The 18,426-nt window shown below is 68.2% G+C and carries 13 protein-coding genes; 1 reads left to right on the forward strand and 12 read right to left on the reverse strand.

Features of this window, described 5'->3' with window-relative positions; translation table 11 throughout:
* Position 1: 1 nt before the first annotated feature.
* From FHR21_RS05300 to FHR21_RS05355, 12 genes are all read right to left on the reverse strand, one after another.
* Positions 2–2,128: a right-handed parallel beta-helix repeat-containing protein gene (locus tag FHR21_RS05300; RefSeq protein ID WP_184096049.1), complete on the reverse strand. Its 2,127-nt coding sequence runs from the start codon at positions 2,126–2,128 to the stop codon at positions 2–4.
* 18 nt (positions 2,129–2,146) lie between these two features.
* Positions 2,147–2,917 carry an enoyl-CoA hydratase/isomerase family protein gene (locus FHR21_RS05305; RefSeq protein ID WP_184096051.1) on the reverse strand — a complete coding sequence of 257 codons (771 nt, stop codon included), beginning with the start codon at positions 2,915–2,917 and terminating at the stop codon, positions 2,147–2,149.
* The gene (locus tag FHR21_RS05310) at positions 2,914–4,035 is read right to left on the reverse strand and encodes an extracellular solute-binding protein (RefSeq protein ID WP_184096053.1); all 1,122 of its coding nucleotides are present in this window, start codon (positions 4,033–4,035) and stop codon (positions 2,914–2,916) included. The genes FHR21_RS05305 and FHR21_RS05310 overlap by 4 nt, the downstream gene beginning before the upstream one ends.
* Positions 4,035–5,222 (reverse strand): CaiB/BaiF CoA transferase family protein, encoded by a 1,188-nt coding sequence (locus FHR21_RS05315; RefSeq protein WP_184096055.1) that lies wholly within the window; start codon positions 5,220–5,222, stop codon positions 4,035–4,037. The genes FHR21_RS05310 and FHR21_RS05315 overlap by 1 nt, the downstream gene beginning before the upstream one ends.
* A gap of 21 nt (positions 5,223–5,243) precedes the next feature.
* Positions 5,244–5,990 (reverse strand): SDR family NAD(P)-dependent oxidoreductase, encoded by a 747-nt coding sequence (locus FHR21_RS05320; protein ID WP_184096057.1) that lies wholly within the window; start codon positions 5,988–5,990, stop codon positions 5,244–5,246.
* Positions 5,987–7,177, reverse strand: a complete 1,191-nt coding sequence (locus FHR21_RS05325) for an aldose 1-epimerase family protein (RefSeq protein ID WP_184096059.1) — start codon at positions 7,175–7,177, stop codon at positions 5,987–5,989. The genes FHR21_RS05320 and FHR21_RS05325 overlap by 4 nt, the downstream gene beginning before the upstream one ends.
* Positions 7,178–7,244: 67 nt before the next feature.
* Entirely contained in the window at positions 7,245–8,369 is a 1,125-nt protein-coding gene (locus tag FHR21_RS05330; protein WP_184096061.1) for a fumarylacetoacetate hydrolase family protein, read from the reverse strand.
* Positions 8,366–9,163: a kinase gene (locus FHR21_RS05335; RefSeq protein ID WP_184096494.1), complete on the reverse strand. Its 798-nt coding sequence runs from the start codon at positions 9,161–9,163 to the stop codon at positions 8,366–8,368. The genes FHR21_RS05330 and FHR21_RS05335 overlap by 4 nt, the downstream gene beginning before the upstream one ends.
* 25 nt (positions 9,164–9,188) lie before the next feature.
* Positions 9,189–10,166 (reverse strand): 2-hydroxyacid dehydrogenase, encoded by a 978-nt coding sequence (locus FHR21_RS05340; RefSeq protein WP_184096063.1) that lies wholly within the window; start codon positions 10,164–10,166, stop codon positions 9,189–9,191.
* Positions 10,167–10,281: 115 nt separating this feature from the next.
* A complete protein-coding gene (locus FHR21_RS05345; RefSeq protein ID WP_246427067.1) occupies positions 10,282–11,919 on the reverse strand; it encodes a rhamnogalacturonidase in 1,638 nt (545 codons plus the stop codon).
* A gap of 40 nt (positions 11,920–11,959) precedes the next feature.
* Positions 11,960–13,597 (reverse strand): rhamnogalacturonidase, encoded by a 1,638-nt coding sequence (locus FHR21_RS05350; protein WP_246427068.1) that lies wholly within the window; start codon positions 13,595–13,597, stop codon positions 11,960–11,962.
* Positions 13,594–15,678 (reverse strand): right-handed parallel beta-helix repeat-containing protein, encoded by a 2,085-nt coding sequence (locus FHR21_RS05355; RefSeq protein WP_184096065.1) that lies wholly within the window; start codon positions 15,676–15,678, stop codon positions 13,594–13,596. Before FHR21_RS05355 ends, FHR21_RS05350 begins: the two co-directional genes overlap by 4 nt.
* A gap of 145 nt (positions 15,679–15,823) precedes the next feature.
* Between FHR21_RS05355 and FHR21_RS05360 the strand changes: the two genes are divergently transcribed.
* Positions 15,824–18,406, forward strand: coding sequence for a glycoside hydrolase family 2 TIM barrel-domain containing protein (locus FHR21_RS05360; RefSeq protein WP_221235012.1), 2,583 nt, complete (start codon positions 15,824–15,826; stop codon positions 18,404–18,406).
* Positions 18,407–18,426: the final 20 nt, after the last annotated feature.

Genomic DNA, 18,426 nt, shown 5'->3' on the forward strand with positions numbered 1-18,426 from the left:
TTCACTCGCCGGCGGGTTTCGGCGCCGTCTTCGGATTGTTGCGGCCATAGGTGCCGCGTCCGCCCGGCAGCGGCGCTGGCAGACCGACCTTCGGCCGCGGCTCGTAATCGAGGTAGGACGGCACCTTGCTCTCCGCCTCGAGCCCGGCGTGGCCCATCACATGCAGCGCGCCGCCCGGCCAGCTTCCGAACAGGACGACATGATCGTCCTCGATCCGGTTGTTCATATAGGCGTTCCAGATGCCGCCGACATTGATCGCCTCGTGCCAGTTGCCGCGCGCGACATTGTTCATCGAATTGGTGCGGCCCGGCTGAAAGGCGCTGGCCGTATTGACGTTCAGCCACTGGCGGACCGCGCCCTCGACGACATTGTCGCGGACGGTGAAGCCGCGCGACCCTTCGTCGAGATAGAGCGCGACGCGCGGGCCGATGTCGAAGATGTGATTTTCGGCGATGACGCAGTCCTGGCACGCTGACAGATTATAGATCGCCCCGCCGTCGTCGGCGACCCGCTTGACCTTGTAGAGGCGGTTGAAGGCGACGATCGCGTCGCGGCGGATGGTCGGCGTGTCCCAGACCGGGTTGACGCCCGAATCATAGCCGCGCTGGCGGGCGCGGTAGTTGGGATTGCCGCCCTGGTCGACATAGCCCCAGCCGAAGCCGATATCGATGCCGTCATAGGGGGCGTCGGAGATGTCGTTGTGGATGATGACCGACCCGTCCCAATAGGTTGCGAGCACCGCGGCATTGTCGGTGTAATCGCGCCCGACCCCCTGGATCAGATTGCCGCGGATCATGAGCTGGCGGTTGGTCAGCGCGGGATCGGAAGGGTGATGGGCGTCGGGCCGCACCCCGCCGGCGACGATCGCGCCGCCCGACAGGTCGGCGAACAGATTGTCGCGGATCGTGACGTCGACCGTGGCGAGCCCGACGCCCGAGACATTGGCGTTGGCGTCCATGCCGACGCCCAGCGCATATTGGCCAAGATGCGCAAAGACATTCTCGCTGATCGTGACATGCTGCGCCGCGGAAACCTGCACCGCCGCCGGCATCTGGCGCCAGACGTTGCGTTCGTTCTCGAACTCGGGGCAGCCCTGCTGGCAGGTCCCCAGCGGATCGGCGGGAAAGGCCTTCGACTGGCCGGTGATGAAGGTACCGCTCTGCTGGTTGGCATAGCCATGCTCGGACGGGCCGGTCCAGCTCGTATGGGAAAAGCGGAAACCCGACAGGGTCAGGTCGCGGATCGGGTGCTGCGCCGTCCCCGCAACGCTGACCAGCACGGGAAGGCGGGGAAGCCGGACGTCGGCCTTCGCCATGTCCACGCCCGCGGCCGGCTTGTAATAAAGCTTGCCCGCCTCGGGATCGAGATACCATTCCCCGGCTTCGTCGAGAAAGGCCAGCGCGTTGGAGACGTACAGGCGCGCCTCTTCCGGGTGGAAGGGGTCGGGAATGGTGTCATAGCCCCAGATATTGTTGTTCCACGCCGGCTGGCGCATGTCGAGCCGCGCTCCTGCGATGCGCTCGACGGGCGAGAATCGGTGGGTGAAGAAACCCGTCGCCTCGACGTCGACGTGCCGCTGGCCCGCCGCCTGCGCCACCACATCGGCGCCCGCGCCGACGAAGCTGATGCCGCGCGCGTCGAACCGGGCATCGCCGCGGTCGATCTCGGTGCGGGCGCGTCGGGCCAGCTTGCCGTCGACCCAGAGCTGGCGGGCGGACGTCCCCCTCGGCACGTCGGCCGTATAGATGCCGCGTGCCTTGTCCTGAAGCTGCCAGTCGGCGACGGCCATGCCGCCGGTGATCAGCGGCCGCGCGTCGTCCGCGCCGCGCCAGCGAACCGCAAAGCCGTTCTGCCCGCCGTCCTTCGCGGTGAAGACCAGCGGCTCGGTCCGCGTCCACACTCCGCCATGGACGATGACGGTCACGTCCTGATGAGCATTCGCCGTGCGAACCGCGGCTTGGGCGCGCTCCAGCGAACGGAACGGCGCCGCCGCGCTGCCTGCCGCCTTGTCATCGCCGTCGGGAGAGACATGGAAAATGCTGTTCGGCTTGTCCCACACCGTCTGCGCCAGCGCGGCGGTCGGCAAGACTACCACCGCGACCGCGGCCATCGCTCGCCACATCGTCATTCTTCCCTCCCTCGGTTTTCAGCGCCGATGGAACTGCGGCGGGCGCTTTTCGGTGAAGGCGGCGCGGCCTTCCTTCGCATCGTCGGTCGCGAAGCAGATCGCCTGCAGGTCGCGCTCATATTCCATCGCCTTGTCGAGCGGCATCGACACCGCCGCGCGCAGGTTCAGCTTCGCCGTCTCGGCGGCGATCGGCGCGCGCGAGGCGATGGTCGCGGCCAGTTCGCGCGCGCGGTCCATCAGCGCCTCGGGCTCGACCACCTCGCTGACCAGCCCCCATTGCAGCGCGCGCTGCGCGTCGATCAGGTCGCCCGACATGATCATCAGCGCGGCGTTGGACAGGCCGATCGAATGGGCGAGCATCGCCGCCATGCCGCCGCCGCCGATCCAGCCCAGCTTGATCTCGGGCGCCGCGAAACGCGCATTGCTCGACGCGAGACGGATATCGCACGACAGCGCGGTTTCCAGCCCGCCGCCGAGCGCATAGCCGTTCACCGCCGCGATCGTCGGCTTCAGCAGCCGGTGGATCGCGTCGCAATAGTCGGACCGGTTGCGGAAATCCCAGGGCGTCGCATAGCTGTCGAGTTCAGAGATGTCCGACCCGGCACAAAAGGCCTTGGGGCCGGCGCCGGTGACGATGACGCAGCGGATCGTGTCGCTGTCGTTGCACGCCGTCACCGCCGCGACGATCGCTTTCGCCATTTCGGGGGTCGCGGCGTTGAGCTTGTCGGGGCGGTTGAGGGTGATCGTCGCGACGGCACCGTCGACGGTGAAAAGAATGGTGTCGGTCATGGCTTGCGGCTCCGGCTATAGGCGGCTTGCAGGCGGTCGAGCAGCGCGGCGTGCGGCGTGCCCGCGTCGAGGCCGTCGCGGATCAGCGCCGCCGCCTCGGTCTGAAAGGCGATGGCGCCGTCGTGGCGCGGGCGGACATAAGCGGCTTCGAGCGTCGCGGCGGTGTTCCGGTAGAAATTGCCCCAGCGCGCGTTGACCGCCGGGTCGTGCCATGCGGCGCGCCGGCTCGGCTGACCGTCGTGCGCGGGAATGAAGCCGCGTTGCGCATCGTCGCTCATCAGCCAGCGCAGATGCGCGAGCAGGGTGGGGGTCATCGCGCAGCGCACCGAAATGCCGATGCCGGTGCCGCCGAGAGTCGAGCCGGGTTCGCCAACGGGGCTCCCGCGCGGCGCGTCGGTGAAGGCGAGGGGCTTGGCGGAGGCATTGGCCGGTGCGGCATAGTTCACATAGCCATAGATCAGCGGACAGAGCGCGACATCGTCATGCGCCGCCATATGGGCGAGGATGCCGATGGGGTTGAGGTCGCGTACCGACGCCGGGCTGCGCGCGGCGAGCGCCGCCATGATGTCGAGCGCGCGCGCACCGGTCGCGGCGGATACGAAGATCTCGGGGTCGTCCGTGGCGCAGCGCTCGCCCAGCGCGGCGGCGATCGACTGGAAGGAGAGCGCGCTGTGCGGCCCGGCGAGCGACAGCGCGACCGGGCAGCGTTCGGACAGCGCCAGCACATCGTCCCACGTCCGCGGCGCCTGGCCCGCCAGGTCGGCGCGGCGCGCCATGACCTGGGTCGCGGCGTCGAGCGGCAAGGCCCAATGCTTCCCCTCGTAACGATAGCTGGCGAGGCTGGGGCCGATGCTCTCGGCATCGAGCGCGGCGATCTCGTCGGCGCCGAAATGATCCTCCAGCGGTTGCAGGCAGCCCGCCGCGACCGCTTCGCCGACATGCGGATGGTCGAGGACGACGAGATCGTAGCGCGCGCACAGGTCGGCGATCGGATGCGCCTCGAACCCTTCGAGCGGCTGCTTGTCCCAGCCGAGTTCGCCATCGGTCCGGGTCGCCGCCGCCGCGGCAAGGGCGTTATAGCCGCGCGGATGATCCCAGGTCAGGCCGCGAGTGCGCATTAGTCCTGCTTCACGACGCCGCCGGCCAGCAGCCGGTCGATCTCGTCGGCGGCGATCCCGGCCTCGGCCAGGATTTCGCGGCTGTGCTCGCCGACCTGCGGAGCGCCGCGGTCGAGCGCCGAGGGGGTTTTGGAAAAGCGGATCGGAAAGCCCGGCGTCTTTACCCGGCCCTCGCTCGGGTGGTCATATTCGATGAAGCTGCCATTGTGCCGGACCTGCGGGTCCTCGACCAGTTCGGCATAGCCGTGCACCGGTCCGGCCCAGACGCCGGCGGGCAGCAATATGTCGAGCCATTCGGCGGTCGTCTTCGCCTTCAGCCGTTCGCGCGTCTTGGCGAAAATTTCATCGCGATGGGCCCAGCTATCGGTCTCGTCGTCCATGCCGGCAAAGCTCGGCTCGCCGATCAGCGTGCCGAAGGCGTCGAGGCTGGCGAAGGCGACGACGATATAATGGTCGGCGGTCTCGAACACGCCATAGGGTGCGCGGATATAGCTGTGCGCGTGCGGTTCGGCCGAGCGCGTCTGCGCTTTGCCGCCGACGGTGTGGACCGAGATTTCCTGCATCTGCACCGCCGCCATCGCGTCGAGCATATTGACCTGGACGAGTTGCCCCTCGCCCGTGCGCTCGCGATGGAGCAGCGCGGCGAGCGCGCCCTCGAAGGCGGTATAGGCGGTGATCGCGTCGGCGAGGAACTGCCCCGCGGGCTGCGGCGGATCGCTTTCGCGCCCGGCCGACAGCATCGCGCCCGACAGCGCCTGCAGCAGCAGGTCCTGCCCCGGCCGGTCGACATAGGGCCCGCTCTCGCCATAGCCCGACATGGACACATAGATCAGGCGCGGATTGATCGCCGACAGCGTTTCATAATCGACGCCCAGCCGCTTGGCGACGCCGGGGCGGTAATTCTGGATGAAGACGTCGGCGCTCTTGACCAGATCGAGCAGGATCGCCTTGCCCTCCGGCGCCTTGAGGTCGACCGCGAGCGAACGCTTGTTGCGGTTGAGCGACAGGAAGGAGACGTTGATCCGGTTGCCGCGCGCGCCGCCCGCCGAGGCATGGCGCTGCCATTCGCCGGTCACCGGTTCGACCTTGACCACATCGGCGCCCAGATCGCCCAGCCGCTGCGCCGCGAACGGCCCCGCCATCGCGATCGAGCAATCGAGAACCCGATAGCCGCTCAAAATACCCATGATCTGCTGCTTTCCTCGTCGTCAGTGCATGACCCAGCCGCCATCGACATTCAGCGTCTGGCCGGTGATGAATCCCGCCGCGTCGGAAGCGAGGAAGGCGAGCGCTTCGGCGATGTCGTCGGGGGTGCCGCGGCGCTTGACCGCCTGATGGTCGAGCACGAAGCGCGTATAGCCTTCCGGGTCGGGATGGATTTTCTCGGCGTCGGTCGGGAAGGCGCCGGGCGCGATCGCGTTGACGGTGACGCCGTCGGGGCCGAACTCGCGCGCCCACGCCCGCGTCAGCCCGACCAGCGCGCCCTTCGACGCGACATAGGGCGACAGCAGCGCCCAGCCGCCATAGAAGGTGACGCTCGCGATATTGACGATGCGGCCCCAGCCGCGCGCGCGCATCGTCGGCAGCGCGACCTGCACCGCGACGATGCCGGCGTCGACATTGACGCGCTGCACCGCCTGATGCTCCTCGACGGTGAATTCGTCGAAGGGTTTGGACGGATAGAGGGCGGCATTGTTGATCACGACGTCGAAGCCGCCGGTCGCGGCGCTCGCCTCGGTCAGCGCGGCGCGAAAACCATCGAGGTCGGACATGTCGGTCGCGACGAGGTGCAGCCCTGCGTCGCCGCCCGCCGCCTCGGTCAGCGCCGCGATTTTCGCGGGGTCGTGGTCGACCGCGACGACGCGCGCGCCCTTCGCCAGCAGCGCCAGCGTCGAGCGCAGCCCGAGCCCGCCCGCGGCCCCGGTGTAGAGGATGGTCTTGCCCGCGACGCTCATGCCCGCGCCCCGCGCCCGGCGATCGGCCGATAATCGCCCGTCGGCTCGGGATAGTCGGTATCGGGCTGGGGCGCGATCGCGCGGATGCGCGCTTCGCTCCCGGCGATCGCGGCGCCGCCGTCGAGGATGCGCAGCACGGTGTCGTACCGCCGCTCGTCGCCATGGTCGAGCCAAATCAGCTCGCCGCGCTCGCGTGCGAAGGGCTTGCCGAGGACATGGTTGGTCGAGGGCTCGATGCCCATCGCATATTGGCCCGACTGCAGATTCTGCCACTGATATTGGCAAGGAAACTGGTCCTTGCGCGTCACCACCTCAAAGCCGAGGCCGACCGCGTCGTTGACCAGCGCGACCGGCACCTCGCCGGCGGCATCGGCGACCATCTCGTGCTGCCACACCTGTTCGTGGAAATTCATTTGCGGCGCGGGAAGGGTGCGATAGCCGGCGCCCTGCTTACGATAATCGTCGCCGGCGTGCGCGGCCCACACCGTCTCGGCAATGGGCGCGAGATAGCGCGATCCCTCGGCAAGCACCGGATGGCCGACGTTGATATGATAGCAATACATGTGCGGCGTGCGGTAAAAGCCGTGGTTGACGACGCGGTCGTGCAGCCGGATCTCGTCGCTGCCGACCTTTGCCTCGATGCGGCGGATCAGGTGGAGGTCCTCGCCGAACACCGTCGATTGCTGGACGACGCCCTCGCACCATAACGTGCATTCATCGCCGTCCCAGCGCTCGCCATAGCCGGTCAGCCGCGCCGGGATCGTCCCGATCCGGCCGTGGAGCGAGGAGGAGACGGTCTCGCGCGGGCGATAGACATAGTGACTCGCATCGTCGTCATCCATGAACAGGATATGGTCGAGCCCGCAGGTGACGATCAGCCCCGAAAAGGAGCGCAGCCAGGCGAGCCCGCCCTCGCCCTCATAGTCGTGCAAGCCGGGATGGCGAAAGCCCGCGGGCGAGTTCCAGCCGACCGCCCGCCCCTTGTGCTCGCAATCGGCGATGTCGAGCGCGCGGTCGACGAGGACGGTGAAGCGCAGCCCCGTCCCGGTCCGGAATTCGAGCATGCGGATGCCGCGCTCGACCCCGTCGCCCAGCGTCATCAGGCGCACGCCCGCGAATTGCGACAGCGCACCGCAATGCGCGGCGACGGCGCGGCGGCTCATGCGGCGGCCGAAAAGGTCGACCATCAGAAAAACCCTCTCTGCTGTTATGCCGCAAGCATATACAGAGAGATCAATTCAATCAATAGATATATCAGTTCAGCAGGCCGCGCCGCGCGAGATTGCGCATCAGCGCGCCGATGCCGCGGGTCCAGGCGGGCGCTTCGGCGCTGGTCCGCACGCGGTTCACCAGCGCGCCGAGCCGCGGTTCGGCGATGCGTACGAGGTCGCCGACCTTGTGGGTGAAGCCGCGCCCCGGCTCGTCGCGATCCTGCGTCGGCGCGAACAGCGTGCCGAGGAAAAGGACGAAGCCGTCGGGATAATGATGCTCGCTCATCGCCTGGCGCAGCAGCTCTTCGGGATCGCGGCTGATCTGGTCCATCGCGCTGCGGCCTTCGAGACGGTAACCCTCCGGCCCGTCGATGGTCAGGTCGACGACCGCGCCGCGCACATCGTCCATGCCGAAATCATCGCCGAACAGGCGGATGAACGGGCCGATCGCGCAGGAGGCATTATTGTCCTTCGCCTTGCCGAGCAGCAGCGCCGAACGCCCCTCGAAATCGCGCAGGTTGACGTCATTGCCCAGCGTCGCGCCCACCGCGCGGCCATCGGGATCGGCGACGAGCACGATCTCGGGTTCGGGATTGTTCCAGGTCGAATCGGATCGCACCCCGATGTCGCCGCCCGCGCCGACGGTCGACAGCACCGGCGACTTGGTGAAAATCTCGGCATCGGGGCCGATCGCGACCTCCAGATATTGCGACCACAGCCCTTCGCCGATCAGCGCTTCCTTGAGCGCGGCGGCGGCATCGGTGCCGGGCACGACCGAACGGATGCTGGCGCCGACGCGCGCTTCCAGCGCGGCGCGGATCGCGCCCGCCGCCGCCGCGTCGCCGCGTGCGCGTTCCTCGATCACCCGCTCGACCGCCGACAGGGCGAAGGTCACCCCCGCGGCTTTCACGCATTGCAGGTCGATGGGCGACAGCAGCGCCAGCGTCGGCGCAAGATCGTCCAGCGGGCCGATCGCGTGCCCGGCGCCCGCATCGAAGGCGCGCGCTTCGACCAGCGCCGCGACGGTCGGCGCGACCGCGCTCATGTCGTGGACGATGCCGCCCGCGACGAGCACCGGGGTCGGCCCGTCGGCGGTCTCGATCCGCCCGAGCAGCCGTGCGCTCCGCCAGTCGTCGGGAAGCCAGTCGGGCGTAAAGGGAAGCGTCATCGGGATATATCCTTGCTGTCGGCGCGGATCACGCGCCGGTCGGGGTCGAGGTGGAGGGTGAGGTCGGCGCGGCCGGGCATTTCGGTCAGGATGTGCCGCGTCAGTCGCTCATAATATTGAATGAAGACGCCCACGGCGGCGGCGTCCATCAGGCCCGCGCCCTCGGGCTGGAGGGTACGCAACGCCTCTTCCTGCTGAAGCCGCCAGCGATGCACGACCTCGAAGCCGGGCGCCGCGAGCAGGATCAGCCGGTCGATACGGTCGGACAGCGCGCGATAGGGGCCGGCGAGCGCGGCGTTGACATGGCGCCGCCAGACGCCGTGCGCATCGGCTTCGGCCTCCAGCGCGTTGACGGGATCGGCGAGGTCGGCGGCCGCTTGCGGCGCCGCACCGACGCACCAGCCCTCGAACAGGATGATGTCGAACGGTCCCGCCACCGTCGCGGGCGCGGCGCGGTCGTCGGTCGCCTTGTCGAAGCGGGGCAGGACCACCGGCCCCGGCTGGCCGAGCCGGTCGAGCAGCGCCAGACCGCGTTCGGGGTCGTGGGTGCCGGGCACGCCGCGCACGCGCAGCAGCGGATGGACCGTGCGTGCAAGGGCGGCGCGCTCCGCGGCGGGCAGATAGAGGTCGTCGAGGGCGAGAATGGCGGTGCGATGTCCGGCGGCGGTCAGCCGGTCCGCAAGCGCGGCGGCGAGCGTCGACTTGCCGCTGCCCTGCGCGCCGCACAGGCCGACGACCAGCGGGCGCGGCGCATCCGGCTCCGCCGCCCAGCCCAGGATGGCGGTGGCGGCAATGGCGAGGGCGGTGGCAGGAGCGCTGTCAGGCGACACGGTCGGGCAGGTCGCGGCCGGCGAACCAGGCTTCCAGATTGGCGGCGGCGCGCATCCCCATCGCGGTGCGCGCCTCGATCGTCGCGCTGCCGAGGTGCGGCAGCAGCACCGCATTGTCGCAGGCGAGCAGCGCCGGATGCACCGCCGGCTCGCGCTCGAACACGTCCAGCCCGGCGGCGGCGACATGCCCGCTCGCGAGCGCCGCGGCGAGCGCCGCCTCGTCGATCGCGCTGCCGCGCGCGGTGTTGACGATAACCGCGCCGGGCTTCAGCGCGGCGAGCAGCGGTGCGTCGATCATGTGCCGCGTCTCGGCGCCGCCGGGGACGTGCAGCGACAGGATGTCGGCCTCGCGGGCGAGCGCCTTCAGCGTCGGGTAAAAGACCGCATCCCCCGCATCCTCGGCTTCGCGGCGGCTGAAATAGGCGATTCTCATGCCGAAGCCGGCGCGCGCGCGCTCTGCGGTGGCGCGCGCGATGCGCCCGAACCCGACGAGGCCGAGCGTCTTGCCCGCCACCCCCTGGCCGATCATGTGGGTCGGCCGCCAGCCGGTCCAGCGCCCGGCGCGCAGCTCGCGCTCGCCCTCGCCGGCGCGCCGCGTCGCCATCAGCATCAGCAGGATGGCCAGGTCGGCGGTCGCCTCGGTCAGCACGTCGGGGGTGTTGGTGACGGCAATGCCGGCGCGCTTTGCCGCGTCGAGGTCGATATGCTCGAAACCCGCGCCGTAATTGGCCAGGATTGTCACGGTCGCGCCGGGCGCGTCCAGAACCGCCGCGTCGAAACGGTCGGTGATCGTCGGACAGATGGCGTCGAACCGCGTCATCGCCGCGCGCAGCGCCGCGGCGTCGAGCGGTGTGTCGGCGGGGTTGAGTTCGACGTCGTATCGGGCGCGGAAATGATCCTCGACGGCCGCTGGCAGCCGCCGCGTGACGAGCAGGCGGGGTCTGGATGCCCTGGATCGCAATGACATCAAGCTGCCCTCTTTTGTCCGTTCGTGTCGAGCGTAGTCGAGACACCCATCAAAGTAGCGCGAGGCCGATGGGTGTCTCGACTGCGCTCGACACGAACGGGACAAACCAAAAGCATCAGCTCAGTTGCACCGTGTCGACCGCCTTCACCCGGCCGCCATTGCGGGCCACGACCGCCTCGTCCGGCGCGTGCTGCGACCGCAGGCCGGACACGAAGCCGCTGCTCTGATTGTCGAACAGGATCGCGGGCCGCGCGTCGGGTTTTTCGGTGACGAAGCTGCAATCGACCGCCGCGATCCGCTGCGCATGGCGGACATAGAGGCCGTGCGCCGGAAAGGTCTTCATGAAGCTCGGCTCAAGGCTGCTGTTGCGGCGCTCGGGCGGCTCCAGCGCCGCATCGGCCGCGGTCCCGCCGCCCTCGCTCGACACGTGGACGCCGGAGAAGGTGACGTCCCGGATGATCCCGTCCTCGACGCCGACGACGCCGCAGGCATAGCGGCCGTTGGCGCCCGACACGTTGATATCGTCGAACCGCACGCGCCGCACCGTCGCGACGCCGGCGTCGCGCGGCGCGCGGTTGCGCACCGACAGGCGGACGAAGATCGGGTGGTTGACGATGTTGCGCATCGTGATGTCGCTGAAGGTCACATCCTCCAGCGTGCCGCCGTCGATGGCGCCCATCTGAAGCCCGCGCGAATTTTCGCAGGTGCAGCCGGTGACCAGGATGTTGCGGAAGCCGCCGACCGAATCGGTGCCCAGCTTGATCCGCCCGAGCACGCCGACATCGTCGGGCGCGCGATAGTCGGACAATTGATAGGTGCCGTCGAGCATCGTGCCGAGCGCATAGCCGCTGGTCTTGCAGCCGATGATCGTTACATCCTCGCACATCAGCTTGCGTTCGAGCGCGTAGCTGCTCTTGAGGACGATCGCGTCGTCCTTGTGCGCGTTGACCGTGCAATTGCTGATCTTGACGTCGCGGCAGCAGTCGATGTCGAGGCCGTCACGGTCGGTATCGACGCGCAGATTGTCTATCGTCATTCCCGAACAGCCGAGCGCATATAGACAGAAATGACCGCCTTGCAGGATGGTGATGTCGCGCAGCAGGACATTGCGGCAATTCTTGAAGGCGAGCGACTTGTTGCCCTTGCCTTCCTCGGCGCGTTCGGCGGGATCGCTCAGCCGCGCCTCGTGCGGATCCATGCCGCGCGCCTTCGGCGATACCCAGCCCTTGACGCCGTGCCACTTCGGCCCCGGGCCCGCGCGGCGCAGGCCCAGCCCGTGAATCATGCCGGGGCCGAGCACCGCGACGTCGCTGACCCCGTCGCCATAGATCAGGCTGTTGTGATAATGGGCGAGGCCGTAATCGACATATTGCTCCTCATAGACCCCCTCGGGCAGGTCATATTGGCCCGGATGTTTCGTCGGATCGGCGGCCTCGAGCACCGCGCCCTGCGCGATCAGCAGCGTGATGTGGCTCTGCAACCGGATCGAGAAGGACAGATAGCGCCCCGGCGGGATGATGACCGTGCCGCCGCCGGCGCGCGAGGCGGCCATGATGGCCTTGTTGATCGCGTCCGAATCGACCGTGCGGCCGTCCCCCTTGGCGCCATAGTCGCGCACGTCGTGAAAACCCGACAGCGACCCGGTCGCACGGACGATCGACGGGCTCATCGCCGCGGCGGTGGTAATGCCGAACAGGGCGGCGCGCCGGCTGACGTCGGCGCGCTCGATCATGTGGTGGGAAACTCCGGTCATCGGTCGTCCTTCGTGGGGAAATGGAAATGGGGAAGGCGCATCAACCCACCGTTCGCACGTCGCCGAGCGCCACGTTGCTGCTACCGCGCTGGACCAGCGCCTTGTCGCGCGGCTGCGCGGAGGTCACGCCGTCGATCGTCGCGCCCTGCACGTCGTCGAGCAGGAACAGCGGCCGCGCGTCGGGTTTGTCGACCACGAATTCGACGCCGCGCACCGTCAGCCGCTCGGCATGGCGGGCATAGAGGCCCTGCGCGGGCAGCGTGCGCAGATAGCTGACCTCGAGGCTCGACGTCGGACGCTCCTCGGGCACGCGCGCGGCGTCGGCCGCGGTGCCGCCGCCGGCGCTCTGGACGAAGATGTTGGAGAAGGTCACATCCTCGATCGGATAGCCCTTCTGCCCCGTCAGCCCGCACGGGAAGCGCGGGTTGGCGCCCGACACGTTGATATTGTCGAAACGGATGCGGCGGCATTGGCCGATCATCGTCCCCTCGGGCGCGCGCAGGCGGCCCGACTGGTGGACGAACAGCGGATGGTTGACCGGATCGCGCATCACGATGTCCGACACCACCACATCCTCCATGGTGCCGCCGTCGACGACGCCGATCAGGATGCCGCGGCTCGCTTCGCAGGTGCAGTCGGAAATCAATATGTTGCGGAAACCGCCGTTGGTTTCGGTCCCCATCTTGATCCGGCCGAGCGGGCCGAGCTTGTCGGGCGCGGCATAGTCCGATTTGCGATAGCTGCCGTCGAGCAGGCTGCCCATCGTATAGCCGCTGGTCTTGCAGCCGAGGATCGCGATATCCTCGCACCGGACCTTGCGTCCCAGCGCATAGCTGCTTTTCAGCACGATCGCGTCGTCCTTGGGCGCGTTGACGATGCAGTTCGTCACGCGTACGTCGCGGCAGCAATCGATGTCGATGCCGTCGCGGTCGGTGTCGATCGTCAGCGCGTCGATCGTCATGTTGGTCACGCCGTGCGCGATCACGCTGAAATGGCCCGCCTGCAGGATGGTGAAATCGCGCAGCAGGATGTTGCGGCAGTTCATCAGCCCGATCGCCTTGTTGGCGCGGCCCAGCGTGGCCTGTTCCTTGGGGTCGCGCAGCAGCAGCTCCCTGGGCGAGATGCCGAGCGCCTTCGCCGACTGCCACCCCTCGACCCCGTGCCAGTGCGCGCCCGGTCCCTCGCGGTCGAGCCCCAGCCCGTGCAGCATCCCCCGGCCGACGATGGCGGCATTGCTGACGCCGTCGCCATAGATCAGGCTGTTGTGGACGTGGGTGATCCCGAAATCCTGGAATTGCTCCTCCAGATAATTTTCGGGCGCGTCATAGCGGCCGCCATGCCTGTCGGGGTCCGCGGCCTCGATGACGGCGCCGGCCGTGAGCGCGATGGTGACGTCGTTCTGCAGCCGGATCGAGAAACAGAGATAGCGGCCCGGCGGAACCACGACGGTGCCGCCGCCGGCACGCGCGGCGGCCGTGATCGCCTTGTTGATCGCGCCCGAATCGACCGTGCGGCCGTCACCCCTGGCGCCATAATCGCGCACATTGTGAAAGCCCGCCAGCGATCCGGTCGCGCGGACGATCGACGGGCTCATCGCCGCCGCGGTACCGATGCCGAGCAGCGCGGCGCGCCGGCTGACGTCGGCGCGATCGAGCATGGAACGCGAAACGCCGGTCATTTGTCGTCCTTCGTCTTGGCATGGGGATTGGGACGGGCGCGCACGTCGCGATAGGATATGTCGCCCGCGCCCGGCTCGATGCCCGCATTGGCCATCACCGCGATCGCCTCGGCCGGCCAGGCGTCGCCCGTGACGGGATGATCCTCTTCGATCCGGTTGTTCAGATAGGGGGTCCACCAGCCGCCGACCTCGCCGCCATTGTGCCAGTTGCCGGTCGCGAGATTGTCGGTCGACACGCGCAGCCACATCTTGACCGCCGGGGTCACCGCATTGATGTTGAGCCACTTGCCCGCGTCGTCGACGACGTTGTTCCGTACCGTGATATATTTCGACCCCTCGTCGAGATAGAGGGCGATGCGGCGGTTGAGGTCGAAGATGTGGTTTTCGGCGATCACCGTGCCCGGGCTGGCGGACAGATTGTAGATCGCGCCGCCATCCTCGAAATGCGTCTTGGTGTCGTAGATGCGGTTATAGGCGACGACGACGTTGCGGTGCGTGGTCGGCGTTTCATAGACCTTGTTCTGCGGCCAGTCGTAGCCGTGCATCCGCGTGCGGTAATTGGGATTGCCGCCCGCATCGTGCATCCCCCAGCCATAGCCGATGTCGATCGCGTCATAGGGCGTGTCGCTGATGTCATTGTGGACGATCTGCGCCCCGTCGACATAGGTGGAGAGGATCGCGCTGTTGTCGCTGTAGTCCTTCGACACCGACCGGACGAGGTTGTTGACGATGGTGAGCTGGCGGTTGGTCATCCGCGGGTCGGAAGGGTGGTGTGCGTCGCGCCGCACCCCGCCCGCGACGATCGCGCCGCCGGCCAGGTCGGTGAAGACGTTGCGCGAGACGACGACATCGACCGCGCCCAGCCCGACGCCCGAGGCATTGGCGCTCGGATCATTGCCGATGCCGAGCGCATATTGGCCGAGATGGGCGAAGACATTGCCGTCGAAGCGGATGCCCTCGGCCGCCGCCACCTGCACCGCGGCGGGCATCTGCGACCATTCATTGCGCACGCTTTCGAACGCGGGGCAGCCCCATTTGCAGGTGACGAGCGGGTCGGCGGGATAGGCGGCGGCGCGGCCGGTCAGATAGGAGCCGCTCTGCTGGCTCGCATAGCCCTCCGGCCCGTTGGGGCCGCGCCAGCTCGTGTGCGAAAAGCGCAGCCCGCGAACCGTCACGTTGCGCACCGGCGCGTCATAGGTGCCGGCGATATGGAGCAGGCTTTCGAGGCGCGGCAGCTCGACGTCGAGCTGCGCGATGTCGGCGCCGTCGGCGGGCCGGTAATAGAGCTTGCCCGCCGCGGCATCGAGCACCCACTGGTTCGGCCGGGTCAGGAAGGCGAGGTCGCCGCGCAGATAGAGCTTGCCCTCTTCGGGGTTATAGGGATGCGCGAGCGTGTCATAGCCCCAGATATTGTTCGCCCACGCGGGCTGCTTCATCACCAGCGTCCGGCCTTCGATGCGCTCGACCGGCGAAAAGCGGGTGGTGAAATGGCCAAGCCCGACCAGTTCGAGCGCCCCGTTGCGGCCGAGGCGCGACAGGTCGCCGGCGACGGGATCGTCCACTTCGAGCCCCGCGTCGGTGAAGCGGACTTTGCTGCGATCCAGCTCGACCGCGGCGCGCTCGGCCATCCGGCCGTCGACGAACAGATGGCGGCTCGCGATGCCGCGCGGGACGTCGGCGACATAGATATGGCGCGCCTTGTCGTGGAGTTTCCACCCCGTCACCGCGACCCCGCCCGACAGCACGGGCTTCGCGCCGGGCGCCGCGGCCCAGGTGACGACCCAGCCCTTCTGCCCGCCGTCGGCGGCAGCCAAGGTGATCGGCGCGTCGAGGCGATAGGTGCCGTCGGCGATCCGCACGACGACGTCGCTGTTCGCATTGGCGGCGCGTACCGCAGCCTGCGCGCGGGTCAGGGTGCGAAAGGGGTGGGCGACGCTGCCGTCGGCGGCGTCGTTGCCGGCCGGCGATACCGCGATGGTGACGGTCGGGCGCGTCAATCCCTCGGTCTGCGCCACGGCGGACGGCGCCAGCATCGCGGCGGCCAGCACCGCAAGGCTTGTCGTTCCGATTCGGCCCGGCATGTCGCATCTCCCCGATTTTGCGTTTCGGGCGACGTTATGCCTTGGCGTTTCTGAGATATCAATATATGATTCTTATATTTCAGAAACGCGGGAGATGGATGTGCGGTGGATCGCGACGATATCGGCTTTGGCTCTGACGGCGGCAATGCCCGCCGAAGCGCGCGAGGTGCAGGCGCTGGCCGACGGCTGGTCGTTCGACTTCGGAATCGCCGACGAATTGCCCGCCCGGCCGGGCTTCGACGATAGCGACTGGGCAAAGGTCGCGGTGCCGCACACGTGGAACCGGCTCGGCAATCCTGGCACGGCCCGCGACGCGACGATCAACGCCGACCGCGGCATGGGCTGGTATCGCCGCACCCTCTGCGCGCCTGCGGCGGGCAAGCGTAGCTTCCTGGAATTCGACGCGGCGAGCATCGTCGCCGACGTCTGGCTGAACGGCGTCAGGCTTGGTCGCCACGAAGGTGCCTTCTCGCGCTTCCGCCTCGATGCGAGTGCGGCGATGCGGCCCGGCTGCGACAATGTGCTGGCGGTGCGGACCGACAACAGCAAGCCCGATCCGGGCAGCGCGACCTGGCATGTCGTGCCGCTGTCGGGCGATTTCATGATGTTCGGCGGCCTCTATCGCCCGGTGACGCAGATCGCCGTCGATCCCGTCCACATCGACCTGATGGATCATGGCGGCCCCGGCGTTTACGGCCATGTCGCCGCGCTCGACGCGGCGGGGGCAGAGGTGGCGGTGCGCACGCGCCTCGCGAACGACGGCGCGAAGGCGGCCGAGGCGCGGCTGCGGGTGACCATCCTCGATGCCGATGGAAAGGTCGTCGCGCGCAGCGACCGCAAGGTGCCGATCGCCGCCGATGCCGTCGCCAGCGACGAGACGCGGCTGCGCGTCGCCGATCCGCATCGCTGGAACGGGCTCGCCGATCCCTATCTCTATCGCATCCTGGCCGAGGTGCGCGACGCGAAGGGCCGACTGATCGACCGGGTCGAACAGCCGCTCGGCATCCGCACCATCGCCATCGACGCGGACAAGGGCTTTTTCCTCAACGGCAAGCCGCTCAAGCTCCACGGCGTGTCGCGCCACCAGGACCGCTATGCCAGGGGCTGGGCGCTGACCAAGGCCGACCATGAACAGGATATGGCGCTGATCCGCGACCTCGGCGCCAATACGGTGCGGCTGTCGCACTATAATCAGGCGACGCCCTTCTACGACCTCGCCGACAGCACCGGCATGATCCTGTGGGCCGAACTCGGCCTCGTCAACCAGACCGCGCCCAAGGGGGTGAAGGACACGCCGCCCGAAATGCGCGCCAATGCCGAAATGCAGATGATCGAGCTGATCCGGCAGAATTACAACCACCCCTCGGTCGCGATGTGGTCGATCGGCAACGAGGTCACCAACTGGAGCTGGAAGGGGCTGACCCCCTCCAACCCGCGGCCGCTGATGGAGGCGCTGAACGCGCTGGCCAAGCGCGAGGACCCGACGCGCCCGACGACGATGGCGACCTGTTGCGAGCCGTTGCCGGGCGAGGATGACGACCGCCCGATTCTGACCGGCATCGCCGACACGGTCGGCTTCAACCGCTATATCGGCTGGTACGGCAAGGGCTATGTCGACGAGGTCGAGGATCTCGCCGCGCATCTGACCGAATTGCATCGCAAATTCCCCGGCCTGCCCGTCTCGCTCGGCGAATATGGCGGCGGCGGCGCCCTCAGCCAGCACACCGACAATGTCCATGGCGGCAAGGTCATGAACGTGTCGCGCCCGCAGCCCGAAGAGATCGAAAGCTATATCCACGAACGCTCGTGGGCGCAGATCAAGGGGCTCGAGTGGCTCTATGGCGCATGGGTCTGGCAGATGTTCGACGCCGCGAGCGAGGTGCGCGAGGAAGGCGACACCACCGACGTCAACACCAAGGGGCTGGTCAGCTTCGACCGCAAGGTGAAGAAGGACGCTTATTATTTCTATCAGGCCGCGTGGCGGACCGACGTGCCGGTGCTGCACCTGACCGGCAAGCGCTACACCGATCGCGCCTATCGCAGCGTCGATGTGCGCGCCTATTCGAACCAGCCGCGCGCGCGGCTGTCGGTCAACGGCCGCGACATCGGCTGGACGAATTGCATCGACGCTGTTTGCGTATGGAAATCCGTCCGGCTCGATGCGGGCGCGAACAACCTCGTCGCCGAGGCGGGATTGGTGCGCGACAGCGCCGAATGGCGCTACGACGGCGGCGCGAACGACGTCCATATCCGCAGCGGCACGCTGACCGGCGCGGTGGTGGGCGGCGTCCGCTACGGCTCGGACAATTATTTCGACGGTGGCAAGGGCGCGCCGCTCAACCGCTTCCGCCGCGAGATCTATGCCGCGCCGGGCAGCGAGGAACAGGACCCGCATTTGCAGGTCACGGGGACCGATCAGCCGGCGCTCTATGAAAATTACCGCAGCGGCATCGCCGCCTATCGCGTTCCCGTCGCCAACGGCCGCTACCGCGTGACGCTCCATCTCTTCGAACCGGCAGAGGACGCCGCGGGCAAGCGCGTGTTCGACGTCGCGGTCAGCGGCGGCGCCGCGCGGCGCGGGGTCGACCCCTTCGCGCTCGGCAAGGGCAAGCTGAAGGCGGCGACGATCGTTCTGCCGGCGCGCGTGTCGGACGGGATACTGACGATCGACTTTACGAAGCGGGTCGGCGAACCGATCGTCTCGGCGGTCGATATCGTCGCCGAATAGGGTCAGGACCTTGGCGCGCG

Origin of the sequence: Sphingopyxis panaciterrulae, assembly GCF_014199295.1 — a bacterium.
Classification (GTDB): Bacteria; Pseudomonadota; Alphaproteobacteria; order Sphingomonadales; family Sphingomonadaceae; genus Sphingopyxis; species Sphingopyxis panaciterrulae.

Excerpts from the sequence above, each read along its gene's own strand:
- FHR21_RS05300 (WP_184096049.1), bottom strand. The coding sequence starts at position 2,128 with ATGACGATGTGGCGAGCGATGGCCGCGGTCGCGGTGGTAGTCTTGCCG.
- FHR21_RS05305 (WP_184096051.1), bottom strand. The coding sequence starts at position 2,917 with ATGACCGACACCATTCTTTTCACCGTCGACGGTGCCGTCGCGACGATC.
- FHR21_RS05310 (WP_184096053.1), bottom strand. The coding sequence starts at position 4,035 with ATGCGCACTCGCGGCCTGACCTGGGATCATCCGCGCGGCTATAACGCC.
- FHR21_RS05315 (WP_184096055.1), bottom strand. The coding sequence starts at position 5,222 with ATGGGTATTTTGAGCGGCTATCGGGTTCTCGATTGCTCGATCGCGATG.
- FHR21_RS05320 (WP_184096057.1), bottom strand. The coding sequence starts at position 5,990 with ATGAGCGTCGCGGGCAAGACCATCCTCTACACCGGGGCCGCGGGCGGG.
- FHR21_RS05325 (WP_184096059.1), bottom strand. The coding sequence starts at position 7,177 with ATGGTCGACCTTTTCGGCCGCCGCATGAGCCGCCGCGCCGTCGCCGCG.
- FHR21_RS05330 (WP_184096061.1), bottom strand. The coding sequence starts at position 8,369 with ATGACGCTTCCCTTTACGCCCGACTGGCTTCCCGACGACTGGCGGAGC.
- FHR21_RS05340 (WP_184096063.1), bottom strand. The coding sequence starts at position 10,166 with ATGTCATTGCGATCCAGGGCATCCAGACCCCGCCTGCTCGTCACGCGG.
- FHR21_RS05345 (WP_246427067.1), bottom strand. The coding sequence starts at position 11,919 with ATGACCGGAGTTTCCCACCACATGATCGAGCGCGCCGACGTCAGCCGG.
- FHR21_RS05350 (WP_246427068.1), bottom strand. The coding sequence starts at position 13,597 with ATGACCGGCGTTTCGCGTTCCATGCTCGATCGCGCCGACGTCAGCCGG.
- FHR21_RS05355 (WP_184096065.1), bottom strand. The coding sequence starts at position 15,678 with ATGCCGGGCCGAATCGGAACGACAAGCCTTGCGGTGCTGGCCGCCGCG.
- FHR21_RS05360 (WP_221235012.1), top strand. The coding sequence starts at position 15,824 with ATGCCCGCCGAAGCGCGCGAGGTGCAGGCGCTGGCCGACGGCTGGTCG.